This window comes from Enterococcus alcedinis (assembly GCF_014635985.1).
Taxonomy (GTDB): Bacteria; Bacillota; Bacilli; order Lactobacillales; family Enterococcaceae; genus Enterococcus_I; species Enterococcus_I alcedinis.
This window is the reverse complement of record NZ_BMDT01000003.1, coordinates 96741-113644: the sequence shown is the minus strand read 5'-3', so window position 1 is coordinate 113644 and position 16904 is coordinate 96741. Positions and strand designations below refer to the sequence as shown.

Sequence of the window (16904 nt, the reverse complement as noted above, 5' to 3'; positions counted from 1 at the left end):
AAAAAACATCGCATAAGTTATGCTTTTTTCAGGTTTCTAAAAAAAATAAAGGAGACGAATTCATTAAAATCGGAAAATAGCGCCAGATCTGTATTTACAGAAGACGAGGAAGAAGCTTATCGAAATATTCGGCGGGTGGCTTCAGGGACTGCACTCTATAGATAAAAGACAAACCTTTCTTGCAAAAGAAAAAACAAAGCTTTTATCCGCAGACAGAAACCTACGAACAACTTGAAAATTGAATAAGAAAGTAGGAAGACATATTATGTGTGGAATTGTCGGAATGATTGCAAATGAGAATGTTTGCGAAGTCCTTTTGAAAGGCTTAGAACGGTTAGAATACCGTGGATACGATTCAGCTGGAATCTATCTCGCCAATCAAGAAGAAGGAGGAAGCTTAGTCAAAGCGCAAGGTCCGATTAAGGCATTAGCTCATAAAATCACGCCTGCGATGCATGGCACGGTTGGTATCGGGCATACGCGCTGGGCGACCCATGGTGTACCAAGTGAAGCCAATGCGCACCCCCATCGTTCGGAACATGGAAAAGTCGTATTGGTGCACAATGGTGTGATTGAAAACTACAAAGAACTAAAGGAAATGTATCTCAAAGATACTACCTTAACCGGGGAAACCGATACGGAAATTGTTGTGAATGTTATTGAACAATTGATGGCTAACGAGGGACTTGATGCTAAATCAGCTTTCAAAAAAGCCTTAACACAGATTCAAGGTTCTTATGCTTTCGCTTTGATTGATCCGACACAACCGGATCGTTTTTATGCTGCCAAAAATAAAAGTCCGCTCTTAATTGGTTGCGGTCCTGATTTTCATTTAGTCGGTAGCGATGCGCTCGCAATGATTCACCAAACCAATCAATTGATTGAGTTACAAGACGGTGAAATTGTGACTTTAACAACGGACAGCGTCATCATCGAAACACTCGATGGTCAAAAAATTCAACGTACGCCTTATGAGGCACAAGTTGATAACGACAGCATCGATAAGGGCACCTACCCTTTTTACATGCTCAAAGAAATTGAAGAGCAGCCACTGGTGATCCGTCGATTACAGCAAAAATATTTTGACCAGACAGGCAACGTACGAATCGACTCAGACCTTATTCAAAAAATAGCGGCTAGTGATCGCTTATATATTGTCGCTTGTGGTACGAGTTATCATGCTGGACTAGCTGCGAAAGCAACCCTCGAAGCATGGATAAAAACCCCTGTGGAAGTCCATGTGGCGAGTGAATTCGGCTATCATATGCCTTTACTTACGCCCAAAGCCTTTTTTATTTTCTTAAGTCAAAGTGGTGAAACAGCCGATAGTCGCCAAGTTTTAGTTAAGACGAATCAATTGCATTTACCATCCTTGACGATTACGAATGTACCAGGTTCCACATTGGCACGTGAAGCCGATGCCGCTTTATTTTTAGAAGCAGGACCAGAAATTGCCGTGGCTTCAACCAAAGCCTATACCGCTCAAATTAGCTTGTTAACGATTTTAGCCTATGCGGTGGCGCAACAAAGAGGCGGTAATTACGGACAACCGTCTGATTTATCTCATGAATTTAGTTTAATCGAAGAAAAAATGACACAGATGATTGAGGATAAATCCGCGATTCATCAAGCAGTGAAACACTACTTACCAACGACACGCAATGCCTTTTTCATTGGTCGTGGTGTCGATTATGCGGTCGCTTTAGAAGCCGCACTCAAATTAAAAGAGATTTCTTATATCCAAGCGGAAGGTTTCGCAGCTGGTGAGTTAAAGCATGGTACCATCGCTTTAATTGAAACAGGAACACCAGTCATCGGTCTAATTACCGATGAGGCGACACATACACATACACGCGGAAATCTAGAAGAAGTCAAAAGCCGCGGTGCCGAAACCATGATTTTTGCCAAAGCATCATTGGCTCAAGCAGATGATTTGTTTGTTTTACCCGATGTACCGGATTATTTAGCCAGCCTTGTAACGATTATTCCATTGCAATTACTCGCTTATTATGCGAGTGATGAGCGTGGTTACGATGTAGATAAACCAAGGAATCTAGCCAAATCAGTGACCGTTGAATAGACTTCAAAATAGCCGACTGCTTTTTAGCATGTCGGTTATTTTTTTAGCGATTGAAAGGCTTCAAGTACTAGACTTTCTATCTTTCTAACAAACAAGCAACGTCATTGCACTTCGCATACGATTGATGAAATTGGAACAGCTCTTTGGTAAAAACTTGTTATAATAAAGAAAGAATCATTTACTAAGGGGGTTCGTTCTTTGGAACATCAAGCAAATATTTTGCGTAGCATTACTTACATTAAACAACATTTAAAGTCCCAGTTGACTGCGCAACAAATTGCGGACCATGCTGGCTATTCAACCTCTCATTTCTGTAAAATTTTTAGCCATTATCAAAAAATACCATTGATGGATTACGTGCGAACAATGCGCTTAATTGCTGCTAGACAAGAGTTGCTGCATCGTGCCAAAATCATCGATGTCGCTTTAGACTACGGCTTTCAAACAGCAAGTGGTTTCTCAAAGGCTTTTCGTAAAACGTTTGGTTACAGTCCCTCAATCTATCTAGACCGTCACGCTACGCTTGGTTCGGAAACACCTTCTTCCTTTGTTCATTTTAATCCAGAAGAAGTGATTATTGATTTTCGTTACAAGCGTTCGTTTAAAGTCGCTGGTTTTGGGATCGAAACAACCAGCTCTCGTGAGTCAACAAAAGACATTGCGGCTTATTGGGAAATGTATGTTGGCGAAAATTTAGAACAAAAAATGTATGATTTGCTCGATCCCCCTGCACACGGCGAAGTCGGGGTTTGTGTATCCTCGCCAGAAAGTAAAACTGTCACTTATTTATTTGGCGTCATTGTGCAAGATTATTTCAAAATCACCAAGGAAATGATGACTTGTACCATTCCATCTGCGAACTACGTCGTCTTTACCACCCCACCAGTCGATAACATCGAAACGGTCTCTTCTTATCAGGAAGACCCGCTAGCTGAAATGGTTAAAGAAACTTGGCGTTATATTTTTTTAGAATGGTTTCCAAAAAGTGGTTATCTCTTTGATGAAAGTAAGCTTGATTTTGAATTTTATGATGAACGTTGTCATGGTTTAAAACAAGTAGTGATGGATATTTATATTCCGATAAAAAAAGCATAAATACGTATGCTTACAAATGAAATGACTGGAGGAAAAAAAATGTTTGATTCTTATGGTCCACTATGTACCGAAGTTTATGATTTCACCAAGCCTGTCGGACACTCGATTAATGGGGACATCGAATATTATCTTGCTCGACTGGCGAACACTAAAGGGAAAATACTAGAAGCCGCGGTCGGCTCTGGACGTTTTTTGATTCCCTTGCTGGAACAAGGACTAGACGTTGATGGTTTTGATGCTTCTTCTGCGATGCTCGATTCTTGTCAAAAACGCTGTCACGAGCGTCATTTATCGCCTCGTCTCTATGAGGCTGATTTTGCGACTTTTTCATTCAATCAAGTCTACGAAGCCATTGTCGTTCCTACTGGTTCTTTTTGTCTCATTGAATCATTGGACGACGCACAACAAACCTTGCTGAATTTTTATCAACACCTTGAAAAGAATGGTCGATTGATTATTGATTTAATGCTACCTAGCGATTGGCAAACCGGAACGATCAGTACATCTACTTTTTCGCTGTCAGCGGATGAAGGTATTTTACTGGAAAACAAAGCCATTGCAATCGATTGGGTCGAACAAACGACCTTGTCTTATTTAACTTATGAGAAATGGCGTCAAGGGAAACAAATTGCTAGCGAATTACAAAAATTTTGTATGCGTTGGTACGGTCTAGAAGAATTCAAAAACATGCTCGAAAAAATTGGATTTACCGCTATTACTTGTTCCGCTGATTATCAATATAATCAACAACCTACGTCGAATCATTCGATTTTTACTTTTGAAGCCATTAAAAAATAAGTAAAAATCGGCAGCTGTTATCTACATTCAAAGGCTGAAAGACTCGATCGTAATCGATTAAAGTCAAACGGCTAATCATTCGATGATTACGCGTGATGGTGTTGATAAACTAAGGAACTCTGCCAAATCAGTGACCGTTGAATCGACAAAAAATAGCCGACTGCTTTTTAGCGTGTCGGCTATTTTTCATTGATTTAAGGGCTTCAAGTACCAGGCGTTCATCGCTGAATGTTCCGATCCGACTAACGGTTCGGTGAGTAACGTGAAACCAAATTTCTCATAGAGGCGACAAGCGGCCTCTAACTCGTGCGTTGTCTCTAAATAACAAGCAGCATAATGGTCCGCCGCATATGCCAAAGCCGTCTCCATTAATTGATTGGCTAAACCTAGACCTTGCGCTTGAGGGCTTAAGTAAAGTTTTTGTAGTTCGCAAATCTTCGCTTGTTCATCAAACGGAGCAATGCCTACACCTCCAACGACCTCACCGTCACGTTCGACAATCCAATATTTCGCCTGCGATAAGTTGTTGTAGTATTGATGCAAATCAGCTAATTGCGGATCAAAATAAGCCGTTCCAGGAATCACTAGCCCTAGTGATGAGAGCGAATCTTGAATAATTTTTTTAATTGCAGCATTGTCTTGTTGGGTTATTTCTCGAATAATCATGGACGCTCTCCTTTTTTCAGTTTAAATGAATCAAACTTTTTACTATTTATAGATAGATTGATGGTAATCCTAAGTAGAGAACACGTCAATGAAAGATGGCTCGCTCACCACAGAAAGGGCAACTAATTTAAAATTCACTTGATTCTAATTTTAATATTTAACTTGAAAACATAAGGATTAAACACGTTAAAAAGTAAAATAAACCGAATATACAGCGTTTTAATTTAATATTTAACGCTAATTTCTTTTAAAACCTCACGTTAAATGTTAAAATAAAAAAAAGGACGTGTTTTTTATGAATATAGATATAGATGAACTTTACTATTCTGATGATGCAACGGAAAACGATAAAAAGCTAAAGAATATGATAGGTGAAATCGTTGATATTCTCGATACCAATCAATTAATCGAGACGATCGATCAATTAAAAAAACCTTTCTACACAAAAAAATTGCAAGATTACCTGATTAGTGAAAATCTCCCTCCACTCGATTCACAGGAGTTTGCATTTTTAGTTCAATCCGCTAAATATAATGGCAACATTGTAAAAAAAATCATTCGGGAATCAGGTATTAGTAATTATAATATTGATAAGTATATTGCTAAATATCAATTAAATGAAATCAATCGAGGGATTTATGTCTTTCCGAATAAACCAATCGATGCGCAGTTCTTATTTCAAGCACAGTATACACGTGCTGTCATTTCCCATGAAACTGCTCTATATTTACATGACTTGAGTGATGTTATCCCTCGATACACGATTATGAGTATACCGCTAAATTACAATTTTTCACAAATAGAGAAAAATGAAAATCGTTATATAAAAATTAATACCTCTTCTTACAATAACAATAAGGCACTGGTACTTCAATATGATCAAAACGATTCGATCTATTTAGTTAAAAACACACCCATTAGCAGCTCACAAATTAAATCTAAAAAAACTATATATGGAAATGATATTCGAGTAACATCGATGGAGCGAACAATTGCGGATATTTTCAAATCAAATACAGAAGAAGAAGTGAAGCAAAACGCACTCAAAAAATACCATCAGAAAAACCCCGACGATGATAAGAGACTATTACGGATTGCTAAACAGCAAAATGTTGAAACAAAGGTCAAACAATACTTATGGGAATTGCAGATTTATTAAAATAAAGAATTAGGAGTATTTTCATGAATTCAAATCGTTTAAAAGATTTAATTAAAAATCAAAATAAAAATATGAGTTTTGAAGAATATAGAATTAGATATGCGATTGAAAGATTCTTATCCAGACTTCAAATAAGTCAATACAAAGAAAATCTTATCTTAAAAGGAGGATTTCTTTTAGGCACTATTTTTAACATCGAGCAAAGAACAACAAAGGATTTGGATACACTAATCTCAGAAATAAAAGCAGATAAAGATCAGATAGAAAATGTGCTCCTTACGATTATTGAAATTGATTTAAATGATAATGTAAAATTTGAACTCATTTCCTTCGAGTACTCACAAATGCACAGAATTTATGATGGATTTAAAGCTCAATTCAAAATGACTTTTTTAGACGAACGAACTTTTATTATTTTTGATTTAGATTTAGGCGTAGGGGATACAATAACTCCCGAAGTGCAATTAATAGAAATACCTTTACTATTCAACGAAGCAAAAGGAGAACAAGATAACCTATTATTGCTTTGTTATCCAATTGCGACTATCTTAGCGGAAAAAATAGAAACCATTCTAACTTTAGGTACCAAAAATTCTAGAATGAAAGATTTTTATGACATTCACCTGATACTCAATGACCCACAAAAACCGAATATTAATGAGCTGTATGAAGCTTTCCAAAATACTTGGATTTTCAGACATCCAACACTTGAGATAAATGAGGAAAGGTTTGAAGACTGGTACTATGTTGTGGATTCTATTTTAGAGGATGTACAAATGAGTACGAGCAGTTGGATAAATTACACTAAGGACAGAATATATGCACAAGATTTAGATTTTCAAAAGATCATTCTCCAATTAAAACAACACTTAACAGAATTGGAAATTATTTATAGACGTAGAACTGATATTTGATTAATGTATCGTATTGCGTTTATCTCCTCTCACTCCATGAATACGAATAAAATACTAAACTTATCTCAACCTTTTTATCCCTAAACGGATACCAAATAGTAGCATTTCCCCTTGACAAAGACCGATAGTAACCTACAAGTCAAAGAAAGGAGCCCTCAGCCATGGATAAAGATAGGAACACACTGCCATCACCGGTGCAAGATTTCCTAAGCCTACTCCATCACGAAATCAAAACACTTTTAAGCGACGATTATTTAGGCTGTTATCTTCATGGTTCGCTTGCGCTAGGTGGCTTCAATCCTCAAAAAAGTGACATCGATCTTTTGATTTTGATAAAAAAGCCCCTGCGATTGGAGCAAAAAATCGCCTTAGTCAAACAGTTACTGCAGTACTCCAATGAACCTTTTCCGATTGAGTTAAGCATCTTAACCATCAATCAATTAAATGAACGAAAACATCCCTACCCTTTTGACTTTCATTACAGTGAATTTTGGCGTACCCGTTACACGAATGAACCGGAAAAATGGCTGAGCGAATCACGACAGACCGATTACGACTTAGCTGCACACTTAACGATCCTTTATCATGCTGGTCTTTGTTTTGATGGACCACCGATTAAAACACTCTTTCACCCCATTGCCAAAAAAGATTATCTATCCGCCATTCTAGCTGACTACTATGATTGTTTAACCCATTTTGAAGAGGAGCCCGTTTATAGTGCCCTCAATAGTTTTCGCGTTCTAGCTTATTTAACAGAATCAAGCATCCTTTCCAAGTATGAGGCTGGTCTTTGGGCCATTCAAACCTTCCCCGTTGACTTTCAACCGTTGATCCAACGCCTACTTGACGGTTATTCAAGTGCCGATGTTTTTGAATTAACCGCTCATGAAAAAACGATGCTCGCGAATTTAAAACAACACATCATCAAAAAAATGCCGATTAAACAAACGAATTGGAGTGATTAAAATGACAAAAATAGCTGTGACCGTCACACATGATTTTCAACTGATCCCTGAGACGATTTATCAAGCATGGACGCAACCGGAAATTCTCAAAAAGTGGCTCTTTCATGATGGCGAACTCATTCAATGTGACAATCACCTTGAAATCAATGGCTACTTTATTTTTACTGACCATCGAAACGGACAAGACGTGCAACATATCGGTCATTATTTAACTTTAGAAAAACCCAATCGACTGCAATTTACTTGGGGCGTCGTGGATGACTTACCTGCTTCCAGTCTGGTCACGATTGATATTCAAGCGACTCCCAGTGGGTCGCAAGTTACTTTAATACACCAAATCGACAAGCAGTGGGAAACGTATGTCCCACAAATCAAACAATCATGGGCAAAGATGTTGCAACAAATTGAGGATTTCATCGTTTAAATAAAAGGGCACAATACAGCACTCACCTAAGAAGGTCATCGCTACATTGTGCTCTTTTATCTTCTTTTTTCTATCCTTCGACTTGTATCGTTACTTCTTTCTTAAATTCGCCATACGTTGCGACTAATTTGATTTGATCCGTTTCTGGTAACGTACGTACCCAACAAACAGCCGAACCGCCAATCACGGGAACATCATTGCCACCCAAGACTTCGCCACCTTCATTTTCTAAGCGAACGCTACCCATTAAGAATGGGAGTAAATTACCTTTTTGGTCAACAATTTTCATCGTAATTTTAGCCGCTGCCCAACGATCCGATTTAATTAACGTCTCATGACTCGTTTCAACGACCAAATCATGAAGTACCGGCTCATTGGTATATTCTTTCGTCACGACGACTTCTCCATTTAGATACCCAATCACATCAAGTGGTCCAAACGGCTCACCCCATAAGAAGTTGAATTCTTTTAAGACAATTGGCGGATACGGCAGATGACTGAACTTACCACCTTCTTCACGTTGATAGAAACCACGTGATTTGCCATTGTAGCGAACTTCAATTTCATCACAGTTTGTAAACACATAAATCGGCACACTTTGCGCCATGTTGCGGTCACCACGTGTCCAATTGGTTAATGGCACCATAATTGGGTTTTGTTTTGGATCTTGTTGACTCGCATAAACACTCGCGGCAAATTTGCTCACGCGGAAATTATCCATCACGCCATGGTAACAAATTCGGTCGCCACTACCAAAGTTTTCGTGTGTATGGTAATCAAAGGCACACCAACCGACTGCACCACTAATGTTTGGATTTTCATAAGCCGCATTCACAACGACCGCATGACGCATCGCATGTTCAATTAAACGTTCTTCTTGATCAAAGCGTTTGGTCGGATACATGTGACCGGCATACTCTGTCACTAAATAAGGGACCTTTTCGCCCACAACTTGTTCGACCGTCCGCAAACCTTTACGCTCCACTTGCACGTTATCATACGTCGCGACTTCAATTTCACGTTTCAAGCGCTCCGTATCGCCCCCATCATAAGAGAAATCATTCATTGTGTAAACATCTTCTAAAAATTCACTGCGCTCTAAATAACGCACGCCACCCGTTTGACGTGTCGGATCGAGTTCGCGACATAAAGCATTGGTTTTCGTATACAGCTCATGATGGTCATCGGATTCATTGACACGCACACCCCATAAAACGACACTTGGATTGTTGCGATCACGGACAACCATCTCGCGGACATTCTGTAGTAAAACATCGTGCCACTCGCCTTCACCGATGTGTTGCCAACCTGGAATCTCTTCAAAAACGAGTAATCCTAGCTCATCACAGGCTGCAATAAAGGCTAAACTTTGTGGATAATGCGACGTTCGAACCATATTTAAACCTAATTCATGTTTTAAGACACGGACATCTTCAACTTGCCACTCTTCTGGCATCGCATAGCCAACGTATGGGTAATCTTGATGGCGATTCAAGCCAATAATTGAGTAGTTTTCACCGTTCAAATAAAAACCATCTTTGGTAAATTCTGCCCGACGGAAACCAACTTTTTGTTGATACAAGAGGTCTTCTTCTTCTAAAATCACTAACTCATATAAATGGGGATTTTCTGGTGACCATTCATTGACCGTCATTTCCGGGAAAACAAATGTATTCGCGCCAACTGTCGCATCAATCGTACCCTCAATCGCTAAATCTTCACCCGTTAACAGCACTTGCAACGTTCCTGCTTCTTGGACATTAAAAACCAATTCTGCCGTATACGTATTTTCTGCTTTATTTTTGATTTTGAAAAATGGTTCTTCAATAAAGACACCGTGACGTTCGACTAAAAAGACATCGCGGTAAATCCCACTGTAGGTTAAATAGTCAATCGCTGCACCAAATGGTGGGACATCATCGCGTTCAGAACCATCGACCACCACCGCTAAAAGGTGCTCCGTTTGGGTATTGGGCAATTCAACTTCAAACGGTGTGTAGCCACCTTTATGTGTCGCAACGTGTTCGCCATTTAGATAAACTTCTGCTACTGCCATCACGCCTTCAAAGCGAATAAAGTTACGGACCATTGGATCGATGGTGACTTTTCTAAAATAACACGTTTCCTTTTGATAGCTTTTCTCGTCAAAATATTGATACGGCAAATTCACCGTATTGTGTGGCAATTGTATCGCCTCAAAAGTTTCAAGCTCCGTTTCTTTTTCTAAATCGGTTTCATAAGTTGAGCTAAAAAACCATTTGTCATTGATTCGTTGTCTACTTTCCACTGATAAAACACTCCTTTTTCTTCGTTATTTCATCTTTACACTTATTATAAAACAGCCTATACTAAAAGGACAATCTCATTATTTGAGCGAAAAATTATACGATTTGAAACGAGGTTTTTTTGATGCGTTACTTATTTGACCATCCAGATAAACGATTGCCTTTATTTGTCGATAGTATCGGCTATGATTGCGAACAAGAAGACGTTTGGCGGCTCGGAGGTTATCCTTATATTCATTGGATTCATACAAAAGAAGGACAAGGCGAAATCACGATTGATGGACGAAAAATTTTACTCACTGCTGGAACAGGCGTCTTTATGAATCAACAAATTCCCCATCAGTACCAACAAACAATCGCCACTTGGAAAACGGCTTACTTTACTTTTGGTGGCGCACTCGCTCAAGAAATCTTAGCCTTGCTACAACTGGATTCGATTCTTGTCGTGACCGAAAACATCGCCGAAATCGATGCCTTTATCCTCTCACTATCCGAACAAATTACCCGTGCGACACCCGGTTATCAATACGATATCTCTGGCACGATTTATCAATTTTTGATGTTGCTCAAAAAGAATAGCTTGAGCCAAACGAACGATGATTATACCTATCAAACGATTGTCGCGCCCTTGCAACGTTATATCGAAACACACTTTACTGAAAGTTTAAGTGATGCTGATTTTTCGGCACGTCTCGATTACTCGACACAATACATCACACGTGTGTTTAAACATGCCTTACAGATGACACCTAGTCAATATTTAGTCAATTACCGCATACGACAAGCCAAAGTTTTACTCCTACAAGACCGCCAATTGCCGTTAGCTGAAGTCGCGCAACAAGTCGGTTTTCATAATGTGAACTACTTTATCACGACCTTTCGGAAATTAGAGCAAATCACACCTCATCAGTTTCGGCAGAAGTATCGTTAAAAAAAACTAGCCTTCGTTCTGAAACAATTGAAGGCTAGAGATTATTAGGTTATTAGATAGGATATATCATTCTTTCCTTGAGTTAACACCGTTGTTTGTTTCATTTGATTTGGCAAAACAAGCTGAATTTTCTGTGCTTTTTCGGTCGTCACAATGATTTCGATTAATTGACTGGCTTCCCATTTCAAGTCGACTTTGAGATTGCCACGACAGCGAATGCCTTTAATTTGTCCGTCTTTCCAGCTAGGAGGTAAAGCTGGAAAAATCTCTAAATACCCTATTTGGCTTTGGACGAGTGCTTCTTGTACGAGTGCAACATAACCTAAATTGGCATCAATTTGAAACGGTGGATGAGTCGCAAACAGGTTTTGGTTTAGACATTGTGTCAAAAACAGCTCAATGATTTGCTCAACCATCGCACCCTCTCCAAGGCGTGCCCACATCAGACCACGGTGAATCATACTCCAACCGGTCGTCCCTAAGCCACGATGCTCTAATGACATTTTAGCTGCTGTTGCTAGCTCGGTTGTTTTTTGGATACGATGCATCGGATACAGACCTAAAAGGTGTGACACGTGGCGATGATTGTCTTGATATTTCTCGACACTACCAATCGTTGTCTCCTCAAACCATTCTTTAACTTGTCCGTCAGCACCCACTTCTTCCACTCGAATCTGTTTAGTTAACGCTTGCCATTTCGGCACGTTTTCTTGATCGCAGGCGAGAATGTTAGCCGCTGCAATCGTATTTAAAATCAGTTGCTGAATCAGACTATGCTCATAGACATTGCCCAGCGTAATTGGACCATGCTCGGGTGAATAAGCTGGTGCTGAGTAATAATTGCCATCATTTGCTTGATACACCAATGCTTGTTCAAAAAAACGCGTCGCTTCTTTTAACATCGGATAGATTTTTTGTAAATAGATGGAATCGAGCGTAAACAAGTAAACATCATAGAGATTTTCTAAAATCCACGGAATCGCAGCCGGTGACCAGCCCCACTCAAAATCCCAACCTGGACCAGTAAAGCCAAACGGCGTTGTTTGGGTATGGGCGACAAAACCATTTTCAGGATTTTCTGCATCGCTGACAATTCCATGATAAGCTGCTGCTGTTAGGCGTCCTGGCTTGCGTAAATGTTCAACATATGCGACTAAAGGTTCCACTGTTTCAACCAAATTCGCTCCTGATGCTCCCCAATAATTCATTTGTAAATTGACGTTCAAATGATAATCGGAACCCCAAGGCGGATTATTCGTTTCGTTCCAAACCCCTTGTAAATTACTCGGTAAGCCACCTATTCTAGAAGAAGCAATCAACAAATAACGACCATAATGGTACAATAATTCAGCCAACGGTAACCCCCCATTGGTGATAATTTGATTCACTGGTAAGTCTTGTTCCTGTGCTACAAGCTGCAAATCCACCCGATTAAATAACGCTTGATAATCTACAAGATGACGCTGCTTTAACATTGTAAAACGGTGCTGTCGCCCCTTTGTGATTTGCTCGATTAATCGTTGATTCGGTAGTGATTGTCGGTACTTGGGGAAATCCGGTGCGTAATTTGTCACAATCCCCACTAATAATGTCACCTCGGAACACTCTTTGAGCTTCAACATCTCGCCTGATACTTCAAGCGTCCCTTGATCAAAAAGCAACGTTAACTCAAATGCAAATTGTAGCTGATTGTCTTGTAAATATCCTTTTACTTGCCAACCTTGTTCTGTCTGGTCCAATCGATACGGATGCTCCGACTGAAAAGCAATCAACAAATCAATCGCTGTTTGACTCGAAAAATGATGAACGAAAAGTTGATCTGGCTCGCTAATAAAACTTTGTCGCCTGACTTGATTTTGTCCGACACAAAAACTTGCTCGATGAATAGCCTGGTCCAAATCGAGTTCTCGACGATAACCCGATACTTCCGTTTCAGCAAACTGATAACCAATCACCAACTCGCCTAGATTTTGATAAGCGCCATAGCCTGCTTCTAAACCGACCAATTGCTGCTGACAAAGCATTGCAGCTTTCTCATTTTCTCCCGCCAATAGTAACGCTTGAATCTCTTGTAAATCTTCTCCTCGGTTCGATGCATTGCCATGTTGATACATTTGATCGGCTAGCGGTCCGCCATTAAATAAAGTCTCTTCATTGAATTGAATCACTTCTTGAAAGACTTCCCCACCAAGCATTGCACCCATTCGACCATTTCCTAGCGGTAAACCAAAATGCGACCATGTACCATCGCTGGCATCTGGCTGACTACGTTTCGTCAAACGGCACGGTTGTTCAAAATACATTTTCTTACGCATCGCCTAGTCCTTTCTTACACCCTATTTTAGTAAAAAAACACCTGAATCACATATGATTACAGATGTTTCAAATAAATTCTGTTCGTCAGCCACTACTTTGAGTTCAGCTACTCCCGAACCCATTTTTCGAGTAGCCTCTCTACCTCTCATAGCCAAACGCTCACCTTGAGACCTTGATTGCGAATGTCCATTTGAATTGCTCGTCGTTAAAGCGGTATTTTTCTTTTAAGTACGGACCACAACTGTAGGAACCGATACCATTTTGTTTGTAGTCAATCGTTAAATAATGACCGCTAATTTCTGGTAAGTCATAGGAATGTGCCGCATTTGTTAATTCCGTTGCCGAGTATGGAATGAACGAGAAATTAAACGGTTTTGGACTGGTAATTTGATACATCACTGGTCCAATAATATCAGCTTTAACTGTTTTCCAGTGATTGCCGTTTTCTTGTGGTTTGAGATAATTTTCAAACATTGCTGAAATTTCTTGCTCATGCTGACCAAAATGGCTAGCATAATGTTTGTCGATATAGCTATCATACGGACCGTAGCCTAGATATTTTGCTTTATTGAAGGCCTTTTTCAATGGGAAGACAACACCAAACCGCGGCATATCTGGTAAATTATTGCCTTTTTTGACATCAAAATCGTATTGAATTTCACCAAAATTATCAATTGTGACGGTTAAGTCCATGACTAAAATATGTTGGATACTTGGCATGCCTAAACGATAGCTACCTCTGAAGGTGACACTCGTTGCTTCTTCAATGATGTCCATAGCTATCACGTTCCACTGACCGGCTTCATAGCCTGCTTGACGCCATTGACTGGTAATGTGTCGATCGTTATCAATTGGTGCACGCCAAATATGAATAAAGCTCGGCGCAACAAGTAACGCTTCGTCATCAACGTTCAATTGTTCGAAGCTACCCGTACGAGCATTAAAGGTATAACTGAAATCGGTGCCCTCTACTTTATAATAGGATTGCTCCTGTCTGACACGTAATGACGGAATCGACAAGTCACAGATTGCGATGGTCGTCTCTTCTTTGGCTTCTTGAATCATTTTTTGCTGACGTGCGACAATCTCTCCTTGATTATCAAATAAAATCAGATCGACAGTCACGTAGTCTGCGGTGGTTACTTGCGGATATTCAAAAGAAATTTCGACTTCGGATAACGGTGCTAGTTGGGTCAAGTCAATCGGAAGGTCACTTCTTTTTTCACCATTGACATGAATCGATAACTCCGCGCTAAAAGCTGTGCCCGTTAAGAAAGATTGGATATTCCTTAAGGTAATTCGGTCGTTTTTGACGCCTTTTAATTGAATCGGTGAATGAATATTCCGGTACTCAATAGCACTACTTGTCAGGCTACGATCTGGGAAAATCAGACCATCGACACAGAAATTCGAATCATGTAAGGTTTCACCAAAATCGCCACCATAACCGAGTACGCGCTGGCCATTTTCATCTTCTAAATACATCGCATGATCCGCCCATTCCCAAACAAAACCACCAATAAAACTTGGATATTTTTCCATTAATTGGAAATAATCAGCTAAATCACCTGGCCCATTCCCCATCGCATGGGCATATTCGCACTGCATAAACGGTTTTTTAATCGCCGAACTTTCACAATAACGTACGACGTCTTCAAAAGAGGAATACATGCGACTAATCACGTCTAAATTTGAAAAATCATTTTCCCTAAACAAATCAGGCTGTGCGGCCCTTTCATTATGAATCAACCGCGTTGGATCAAGCTCGCGGACTTTCTTTTGAGCCTGTTCATAGTTCACACCATAACCCGATTCATTCTGCATCGACCACATAAAAATCGATGGTCGATTTTGGAACGGAATCACTGAACGAATAATTCGATCCATAATAATTGGACCAAATTGCTCATCACGCGCCATTAAATTATAATCAGCACTCGCACCCACTAAATTCACCACGCCATGCGATTCAACATCTGCTTCGCTAATTACATAAAAACCCATTTCATCAGCTAGTTCATAAAACTCTGGTGATTTCGGATAATGTGCCGTCCGAATACCATTCATATGTAACGCTTTCATTTTTAACATTTCTTCGTAATAATCACTCTTAAGTAACGAAGGTCCTAAGTCAGGATGCGAATCATGATGGTTGACGCCATAAAGCTTAATCGGTTGCCCATTCAAATAAAGCACACGGTCTTGAATCGTAAATTCTCTGAAACCAATTTTTTCACGAATGTACTCACCTTTAGCTTCAATAATTAACGTATATAACGTTGGCGTTTCCGCTGTCCAATACGCACAGTCTTCAATAATCAATGAAAATTCTTTTTTACCTGTACCTGCTAATAACTGATTACCTTGTGGATCAAATAACGTATACGACACTTCACCTTCATATGGCGTTGTAAACGATAAAGTTCCTGTTTGTTTAGCTAAATCAACGGGTGTTTCAATTTTATAATCCCAGATACCTGCTTTTTCACGCGTGACTAAATACACGGAACGAGTAATCCCGGTTGTGCGGAATTTATCTTGATCCTCAAAATAAGTGCCGACACACCATTTCATCACAAGAACGGTGAGTTCGTTCGTACCTTTTTTTAAATAAGCACTCACATCAAATTCTGAATTACTATGCGTTACTTGATCGTATCCAACAAATTGACCATTCACCCATAAATAAAGATTTGAATCCACGCCTTCGAAGTTTAAATAATACGCCTCATCACCAAGACTCTCAAGTTCAAACGATCGTCGATAGATGCCACAAGGGTTATCATATGGCGTGTATGGCGGATCGTAAGGAATTGGAAAACTCACGTTAACATATTGATGTGCATCATAGCCATGATTTTGAATACAACTTGGCACAGGAATTTCTTTGGTTAAAGGTAGTTGTGGAATTGCCGAAAATTCAACTGGAATCTCATGAATTGACGGATAAAAATCAAATGCCCACTCACCGTCTAATAAACGAAATTTACTAGAATCGGTTCGATCCTTTGCTTCGAATGCTTCAGTTAAATTTCGAAATGGCACGTAGTAATTCCGTAACTTCGCTGCATTGACAGAAAGCACGTCTAACTCTTGATAATATTGATTTTGAAACATATATACACCTCATCTTTTCTATTGTTTTTTATTCATACTAGACTTATTATGACAAAGATTGAATCCGTTTCCAATGTGTTAATTTATTTAATAACAGGAATATTTTATACCTCACTAAAAAGCAAGTTTGGAATATCTGTCATCCTTTTTCAGA

Annotated in this window: 12 protein-coding genes; 8 read left to right on the top strand and 4 right to left on the bottom strand. The window is 39.5% G+C overall.

All coding sequences use genetic code 11. The features are described from left to right. The first annotated feature begins 265 nt into the window (after window positions 1-265). From glmS to IEV09_RS05135, 3 genes are all read left to right on the top strand, one after another. On the top strand, window positions 266-2080 hold the full coding sequence (gene glmS / locus IEV09_RS05145) for a glutamine--fructose-6-phosphate transaminase (isomerizing) (protein ID WP_188367198.1): 1815 nt from the start codon (window positions 266-268) through the stop codon (window positions 2078-2080). A 198-nt stretch (window positions 2081-2278) separates the two neighbouring features. Further along, window positions 2279-3175, top strand: a complete 897-nt coding sequence (locus IEV09_RS05140) for an AraC family transcriptional regulator (protein ID WP_188367197.1) — start codon at window positions 2279-2281, stop codon at window positions 3173-3175. A gap of 39 nt (window positions 3176-3214) precedes the next feature. Further along, window positions 3215-3973, top strand: a complete 759-nt coding sequence (locus IEV09_RS05135) for a class I SAM-dependent methyltransferase (RefSeq protein WP_188367196.1) — start codon at window positions 3215-3217, stop codon at window positions 3971-3973. Window positions 3974-4159: 186 nt separating this feature from the next. Here the strand turns inward: IEV09_RS05135 and IEV09_RS05130 are convergent, their stop codons facing one another. Beyond that, window positions 4160-4639: a GNAT family N-acetyltransferase gene (locus tag IEV09_RS05130; RefSeq protein ID WP_188367195.1), complete on the bottom strand. Its 480-nt coding sequence runs from the start codon at window positions 4637-4639 to the stop codon at window positions 4160-4162. 295 nt (window positions 4640-4934) lie between these two features. Here IEV09_RS05130 and IEV09_RS05125 point away from each other — a divergent pair, with 295 nt between their 5' ends. The 4 genes from IEV09_RS05125 to IEV09_RS05110 all read left to right on the top strand — a co-directional run bounded on the left by IEV09_RS05125 (window position 4935) and on the right by IEV09_RS05110 (window position 8101). Further along, complete coding sequence (locus IEV09_RS05125) at window positions 4935-5798, top strand: type IV toxin-antitoxin system AbiEi family antitoxin domain-containing protein (RefSeq protein WP_188367194.1); 864 nt, start codon at window positions 4935-4937, stop codon at window positions 5796-5798. Window positions 5799-5821: 23 nt separating this feature from the next. Next, window positions 5822-6712, top strand: coding sequence for a nucleotidyl transferase AbiEii/AbiGii toxin family protein (locus IEV09_RS05120; protein WP_188367193.1), 891 nt, complete (start codon window positions 5822-5824; stop codon window positions 6710-6712). A gap of 161 nt (window positions 6713-6873) precedes the next feature. Then, window positions 6874-7677: an aminoglycoside adenylyltransferase domain-containing protein gene (locus IEV09_RS05115; protein ID WP_188367192.1), complete on the top strand. Its 804-nt coding sequence runs from the start codon at window positions 6874-6876 to the stop codon at window positions 7675-7677. A gap of 1 nt (window position 7678) precedes the next feature. After that, window positions 7679-8101 carry an SRPBCC family protein gene (locus tag IEV09_RS05110; protein ID WP_188367191.1) on the top strand — a complete coding sequence of 141 codons (423 nt, stop codon included), beginning with the start codon at window positions 7679-7681 and terminating at the stop codon, window positions 8099-8101. A gap of 70 nt (window positions 8102-8171) precedes the next feature. Here IEV09_RS05110 and IEV09_RS05105 read toward each other — a convergent pair whose 3' ends face one another. Beyond that, window positions 8172-10388: a glycoside hydrolase family 2 protein gene (locus IEV09_RS05105; RefSeq protein ID WP_188367190.1), complete on the bottom strand. Its 2217-nt coding sequence runs from the start codon at window positions 10386-10388 to the stop codon at window positions 8172-8174. 122 nt (window positions 10389-10510) lie between these two features. On the opposite strand from IEV09_RS05105, the gene IEV09_RS05100 reads away from it, so the two are divergent. Then, window positions 10511-11317: an AraC family transcriptional regulator gene (locus IEV09_RS05100; protein WP_188367189.1), complete on the top strand. Its 807-nt coding sequence runs from the start codon at window positions 10511-10513 to the stop codon at window positions 11315-11317. A 44-nt stretch (window positions 11318-11361) separates the two neighbouring features. Here IEV09_RS05100 and IEV09_RS05095 read toward each other — a convergent pair whose 3' ends face one another. Together IEV09_RS05095 and IEV09_RS05090 are read right to left on the bottom strand one after the other, a co-directional pair. Beyond that, the gene (locus IEV09_RS05095; protein ID WP_188367188.1) at window positions 11362-13632 is read right to left on the bottom strand and encodes a glycoside hydrolase family 95 protein; all 2271 of its coding nucleotides are present in this window, start codon (window positions 13630-13632) and stop codon (window positions 11362-11364) included. 160 nt (window positions 13633-13792) lie between these two features. Beyond that, a complete protein-coding gene (locus tag IEV09_RS05090) occupies window positions 13793-16750 on the bottom strand; it encodes a glycoside hydrolase family 2 TIM barrel-domain containing protein (protein WP_188367187.1) in 2958 nt (985 codons plus the stop codon). Between the last annotated feature and the right edge of the window lie 154 nt (window positions 16751-16904).